The sequence below is a fragment of the Chryseobacterium sp. CH25 genome, from assembly GCF_004119455.1.
Lineage (GTDB): Bacteria > Bacteroidota > Bacteroidia > Flavobacteriales > Weeksellaceae > Chryseobacterium.
The window spans coordinates 610,435-616,694 of sequence record NZ_NRQT01000002.1; the positions used below are offsets into that span (position 1 = coordinate 610,435).

General features: G+C 33.1%; 7 protein-coding genes. 2 read left to right on the forward strand and 5 right to left on the reverse strand.

The window, feature by feature from the left end; translation table 11 throughout:
• Positions 1-128: 128 nt before the first annotated feature.
• The 3 genes from BOQ64_RS08135 to BOQ64_RS08145 all read right to left on the reverse strand — a co-directional run bounded on the left by BOQ64_RS08135 (position 129) and on the right by BOQ64_RS08145 (position 1,942).
• Complete coding sequence (locus tag BOQ64_RS08135; RefSeq protein ID WP_129054870.1) at positions 129-743, reverse strand: hypothetical protein; 615 nt, start codon at positions 741-743, stop codon at positions 129-131.
• Between the two features lie 142 nt (positions 744-885).
• Positions 886-1,263: a VOC family protein gene (locus tag BOQ64_RS08140; protein ID WP_129054872.1), complete on the reverse strand. Its 378-nt coding sequence runs from the start codon at positions 1,261-1,263 to the stop codon at positions 886-888.
• Between the two features lie 10 nt (positions 1,264-1,273).
• A complete protein-coding gene (locus BOQ64_RS08145) occupies positions 1,274-1,942 on the reverse strand; it encodes a hypothetical protein (RefSeq protein ID WP_129054874.1) in 669 nt (222 codons plus the stop codon).
• Between the two features lie 170 nt (positions 1,943-2,112).
• Between BOQ64_RS08145 and BOQ64_RS08150 the strand changes: the two genes are divergently transcribed.
• Both BOQ64_RS08150 and BOQ64_RS08155 read left to right on the forward strand, forming a co-directional pair.
• The gene (locus tag BOQ64_RS08150; RefSeq protein WP_228448270.1) at positions 2,113-2,484 is read left to right on the forward strand and encodes a TetR/AcrR family transcriptional regulator; all 372 of its coding nucleotides are present in this window, start codon (positions 2,113-2,115) and stop codon (positions 2,482-2,484) included.
• A 230-nt stretch (positions 2,485-2,714) separates the two neighbouring features.
• Complete coding sequence (locus BOQ64_RS08155) at positions 2,715-4,109, forward strand: MFS transporter (protein ID WP_129054876.1); 1,395 nt, start codon at positions 2,715-2,717, stop codon at positions 4,107-4,109.
• A 16-nt stretch (positions 4,110-4,125) separates the two neighbouring features.
• Here BOQ64_RS08155 and BOQ64_RS08160 read toward each other — a convergent pair whose 3' ends face one another.
• Both BOQ64_RS08160 and BOQ64_RS08165 read right to left on the reverse strand, forming a co-directional pair.
• Positions 4,126-5,229 carry a serine hydrolase domain-containing protein gene (locus BOQ64_RS08160; protein ID WP_129054878.1) on the reverse strand — a complete coding sequence of 368 codons (1,104 nt, stop codon included), beginning with the start codon at positions 5,227-5,229 and terminating at the stop codon, positions 4,126-4,128.
• A gap of 104 nt (positions 5,230-5,333) precedes the next feature.
• Positions 5,334-6,065 carry a class I SAM-dependent methyltransferase gene (locus tag BOQ64_RS08165; RefSeq protein WP_129054880.1) on the reverse strand — a complete coding sequence of 244 codons (732 nt, stop codon included), beginning with the start codon at positions 6,063-6,065 and terminating at the stop codon, positions 5,334-5,336.
• Positions 6,066-6,260: the final 195 nt, after the last annotated feature.

Sequence of the window (6,260 nt, forward strand, 5' to 3'; positions counted from 1 at the left end):
TTTTTTAAGTTTCGGAAAAGGACTAAAGCAGCCAGATTTTAAAGTAAAATATAGTGTCTAAATAATTTGGTGAATGAAAAAAAAGGAAGGATGAAATTATAAATTTCAAGCAGCTTTTATGTTATATACTAAAGCTGAATAATAGAGCCCTTATAAAATTTAGTCAGGTCATACAGGTCATTGAAATATTTTTGGAGATCTGCATTGTTTTTATCATCAAGAGTTTTAAGCTCAGAATGATTTTCTGCCAATGTATATAAAGCAGGATAATCCGGTTTCAGATAATCCGAAAGGATATTCTCTTTGCCCTGTTCTCTGTTAATCATTTCAGTAAGAAATATTCCGTAGATCAGAAATTGATTGAAATTCTGGGCATTGACAATATAATTCAGGTTTTCACGGGAAAGTTTTTCATATTCAGAAAGTACTCTTAGAAAAGTTTCAGTATGTATGGGCTTTTGAATTTCATAAAAAAGATCAATACCATTGATGAACAGCTGAGTTTTTATTTCTTCATGATCAGAAGGATATGCTTTACTGAACCACAAAAATATATTTAAAAGCTCTTCCCGGGTAAGTTCTTCCACTGAATCTTTTACTTTATCCTTGATGACTTCAAGACTGATTTTGGCATCAGGCTGAAGGAAGTTTTGAAAATTTTCTTCTTCACGACAAAGCTTATTGTACAAATTGATTTTTGCAATATTTGGATTGGTTTTGATGAAATAAAGTTCTTCTGTCATAACGAATTACCAAATATTTTTATAGAAATGGTAATTAAAGATACAAAATATGCTTAAACATCAGTTAAAAAATATTATGCAGTAAATGGGAATGAATGAAGTCTTCAGGAGGGAAGCAGAAAGATTTTTTTAATTCAAAATCTTAAATAGTTTGATGCAGTGCAATCCTGTTGCCTTCAGAATCTTCAAATTCAGCTACAGCAAAACCATATTTTTCATCTATTCTTTTAGGATAGAGAATTTTTCCGTCGTGTTGAAGAACTTTTTCCAGGGTAGCATCAATATTTTCTGTTTTAAAATAAATAATGACACCATTTTTTGTAGGCTTATAAACATCGCCTTTGGCTAAAGCTCCGGTAATACCGCTGTTCTTCTCTTCAAAAGGAAAAAGAGCCATTTCATAATGATCGATTATTTCTTTCTCAAAACTGAAATTAAAAACAGCAGAATAAAAGCTTTCAGCACGTTCAAGATCAGTTACGGGAATTTCAAAATAAACAACAGGATTGGATGAATTCATGGGTTGTTTTTTATTTCTTAAATGACGGAAGTTCTTTTATTTCTTTTTTGAAAATGATTGTGGCAGCTATTGATCTGATGAGAGATCTTGCAATAGAAAGCGGATGTTCCGGAAATTCATGATCGTACTTTTCCAGTTCAGATTTATTCATTAAAGTTCCTTCTTTAAAATCAGGGTCATAAGGATCTTCAAACCAGTTTTTCATAGTTTCTTCATCCATTTCCACTTCTCCGGCCTTGTGTAATCTGTCAAGGATAAGGGCATCTCTCATTCCTGTAATTCCAATTTCGTTAGCCTGGATTTTCACTACATAACTGCAATTTTCAAAAGGAATGGTGATAGAGGCAATATAAGCCATCCCTGTTTCCTGTTGAGGAATTTTAATAATGGTTTTTACACAGGGGATATTGTGAACATGAATAATATCTGTTTCAATAGTCCCGCCATTAGATGCTGCAGCAATATTTCTGTAAAACTTTTTCAGATAATCAAGATCTTGAGCTGTAGGAAGATCAGGGTCTTTGTCAAAAAAATGAAGGACAATTAAGGCTGATTGTTGTTGATTAACCCATCTTATTGCTTCTTTGTCTTCTGAAACTCTAATCCACCCCTGGTCAGGAATAGTTACAGAATGAAGGTTGGCTTTAATTTTTTTCTTCTTCTTGAAAAACTTGAACATGGCTGGTATTTTATAGCTTAAATATCGTTCTATTTTGTCAATAATGAAAGATTTCAAGGAAAGAATTTTGATGAAATCATAGAGACCTTAATGAGCAGATAGGAATCCTTAATGATAAAAAATAGATAGACTTCTCTATTTTTTATGTAGCTTTGTTAAAATTTTTCAGGATGAAAAAGGAAAAAGTACGTGACAGGATCATCAGAGTATCTTCGGAATTATTTTATAAACAAGGGTATAATTCTACAGGAATCAATCAGATTATTGCAGAAGCTGACATAGCAATTGGTTCATTGTATAACCATTTTGCTTCTAAAAGTGATCTTCTTCAGGCTTATTTAATCAAAGAAGAACAGGATTGGTTTGAAGGTCTTGAAAAAAGTATTGCTCATATTTCGGACCCTAAAGAAAAGATCTCTGCCATCATTGATTATCGTAAGAAAGTTCAGCAGTCATCTAAGTTTGCAGGATGCCATTTCATTAAAATTGTTTCAGAAATAGGAGAGGGGAATGCAGCTGTATCCGGTTTTCGAAAATCATAAGGAGAAACAGAAAGCAATCATTCTTGGTATTGTGAAAGAATATCATGAGTTGCATCAGTTATCAGATCCGGATTTAATCACTGAAAATATATTTTTACTGATAGAAGGAGCTGTGGTTACCTCTACTATTACCAGGAAAAATGATTCTTTTAACCATATCCAAAAAATAATTCAAGGGTTAATACCCTAATTTTTTTTCAAACTTAAAAAATAGATATATCTATATAAAAATGAAACATAACTATCTGAAATTAATTGTTATATTATTTGGTCAATTGTTAACCATTATGGATATTTTTATCATCAATGTATCCATACCCTCTATACAGCGCGATATTCATGCATCCAATGGTGAAATGCAACTGATGATAGCATCTTATCTTATTGGATTTGCTTCTTTTCTTATTACAGGGGGACGATTGGGAGATGTATATGGAAGAAAAAAGATGTTCGTTTTCGGATTGGGCTTTTTTATGATAAGTTCCATCACCTGCGGCATTTCACAGGGAGCTGTTCAGCTGATGATATCAAGATTGGCTCAGGGAATAAGTGCAGGGTTAATGGCCCCACAGGTTCTTTCTATGATTCAGATTTTATTTCCTGTTCATGAACAGCGAACAAAAGCAATGGGCTGGTATGGAATCACCATTGGGATCGGAACTATTCTTGGGCAGTTTCTGGGTGGATATTTTTCATCACTAACCGTTTTGGAAGAATCATGGAGACTTATTTTTCTAATTAATATCCCGATATGTCTGGTTGCCATTTTTTTCAGTAGAAGAATACTGGAAGAATCCAGAATTAATAGAAAAGAATCTTTTGATCTTTGGGGTGTTTTTTTGTTGTCAGCAGGACTTTTCAGCATGACCTATACGCTTACGGTTTCTGAAAAGGAAATCTTTTCTGCTCAGAATATTCTGTACATGATAATTTCTGTGGTGATTTTAATCTACTTTATTACTAATCAGAAAAAGAAATTGAACAATAAAAAACCTTACCTGATTGATTTTGAATTATTCCGATATAAAAACTTCAATCTGGGTATTATGGCTGTATCTTTTTTCTTTATTATGTTGGATTCTTACTTTTATATTCTTTCTTTATTTTTTCAGGATGGATTAAAGATTAGTGCAATGGAAGCGGGTGAAGTGATCGTTTTTCAGGGGTTGGGATTTATCCTTGCTTCAGCTTTTTCAGTGAAACTGATTCTGAAATATGGTAAAATAGCCTTGATGGCAGGACTTGTTTTTATCATGTTAATTTTGATTCTTCAGATTATTTTTTTCAGTGGCTCTAAAGAATTTTACCAGTTATATTTGTTATTATTTTTGCATGGGGTAGGAGTAGGCTCTGTAATCCCTTCATTAGCCAATATTGCTCTTTCAGGAATACCGGAAAAATTATCCGGAAATGCTTCCGGAGTTTATAATACCTTCCAGCAGATTGCAGCTATCATCGGCATTGTGGCAATCGGCAGTGTATTTTATTATTTTCTTGGAGAAAAACCATTAATACAAAATTATCATACAGCTTTTACTGTGGCTATCCTGATTAATATTTTATGTCTGATTATTGTTCTGGTTGCTGTTTTTAAAGTCCCAGATTATGTTCTTCCCAAAAAATAAAAAATAAACTTCTGAACTATTTATCTGCTTTAGTAGAATTTTTGAGAGTACTTAAAGCTATGGTTGCCATATTTCTGGTAATCTCGGTTGGAGAATGACAATCACAATTACTAAGGCCTACTACATAAAGATCTTCTTCAGGAATATAAACTCCCATGCTTTTGAAGCCAAATACACTTCCACCATGTTCGCGATCCGGAGTTCCGTTGATTTCTTTCAAATGCCATCCGTAGCCATAAGTAAATTCTTTGCCATTATTCAGTTTATATTTCTGAAATGCTTTTTGAGCTTGTGAGGAATTTAATAATATATTTTGATTCAGAGCCTGCTGCCATTTCCAGAGATCGTCTACGGTAGACATCAGTGAACCTGAAGAAAAAGGAACACTGAAACTGATGACTGTTTTATTAACAAAACCATATTCTTTTTTATGATAGCCATAGGCTCTTTTGGAGATCACCTTTCGGTCTGAAGCGTAATAAGAATGACTCATTCCTGCTTTCTCAAAAATATTTTTCCTGATAAAATTTTCATAAGTATCGCCAGAAACCAATTCTATAATGTATCCCAGCACTACATATCCTGAATTGTTATAATCGAATTTTTCTCCCGGCATGAAATCTACAGGTTCATTCTTAAAAAAATCTACCATTGCTTTAGGTTCCATTTCTTTTTGTGCAATGGAAGACAATGATTTCATTTTTGTAAAGTCTTTAATGCCTGAAGTATGAGTAAGAAGATGATGAATACTTATTTTATCACCATTAGGATAGTCTGGAATGTATTTTGAGATTGGGTCATTAACATTTAGTTTTCCCTGTTGTTCCAGTATAAGAATGGCTACAGCTGTAAACTGTTTGGTCATAGAACCAATTTGGAAAACATTGTCTGGAGTCATATCAGCTTCCAGTTCCAGGTTAGCTTTTCCAAATGCTTTTCGGTAGTATGATTTTCCCTTATGCATAATCATGAAAGCTCCGCCTGGCTCATTTTTATTTCCAAACCCGGTAAGAATGAGGCTGTCTATTTTCTGTTCAAACTTCTTGGTATATAGTTGTGCATCAATACTAGTGCAGATCAACAAAGAGATCAGAATGGCTATTGTTTTTTTAGTAATCATATTATGTAATTTGTTATACAAAGATATGTAATTATTTTATTACTATGTTATACAATATACTTTTCCGTAAATTAAAATAAGATTCTCATTTTTTGGCAGGTAACTTATTTTTCTACAGAAATTAACAGCATCATAGGTCTTCGCAGTTCATCTTTCATTTCTGGAATTTCTTTTAACAAGTCATGACTGGGTTCTGGTTCAATGATTTCTTTTATTTTGAAACCATATTTAAGTAAAGTGTTCAGATAGGAAGTTAGAGTTCTGTGATATTTAATAACATTTTCACCTAAAAAAGTAGTATTTCTTTTTCCTTCAATAAAATAATTGTCAACAGGCCAAGCGGTTTTTTCTCCATTTTTATCATACACCCAATCTTGAGTTCCTTCAGCGGTAAAAACAGGGTGTTCTACTGAGAAAACAAAAGATCCTCCTGGAGTAAGCCACTGATAAATATTTTGAACAATCTTATCAAACGATGCTACATAATGCAAGGTTAGTGAGCTTAAAACAATATCAAACTGTTCTGAAGAGTAATCAAGATCTTCTAAGGCTTTTCTTTCATACAGAATGCCTTCAAGAGTATTAATTTCCTGTGCTTTGGCCAGCATTTTCTCTGAAAGATCAATTCCAACCACAGATTTTGCTCCATTTTCGATCGCATATCGGCAGTGCCACCCAAATCCGCAGCCTAGATCCAGTACATTTTCTCCTTTAAAATCAGGAAGCATGTTTCTCAGAGCATGCCATTCTCCGGCTCCTTCCAATCCCAATTGAGAACGGAGCATTTTTTCATATTGGTCAAAAAATGACGGGTTGTCGTATTTGTTTTCTTTCATGGCAGAGAAGATTTTCAGTTTTAAAACTTGGATTAATGAACAATAAATTTACGATTATTAGCTGGTAAAATTTTAAAACGCTTATTCAAACTTTTGCAAAATCTTACTGAATAAAGATTGAATGTATGTTATAAATGATTTAATTTCTGTCCTCACGACACAGCACGGATTAATTTTCATTTCGTTCATTCGCTC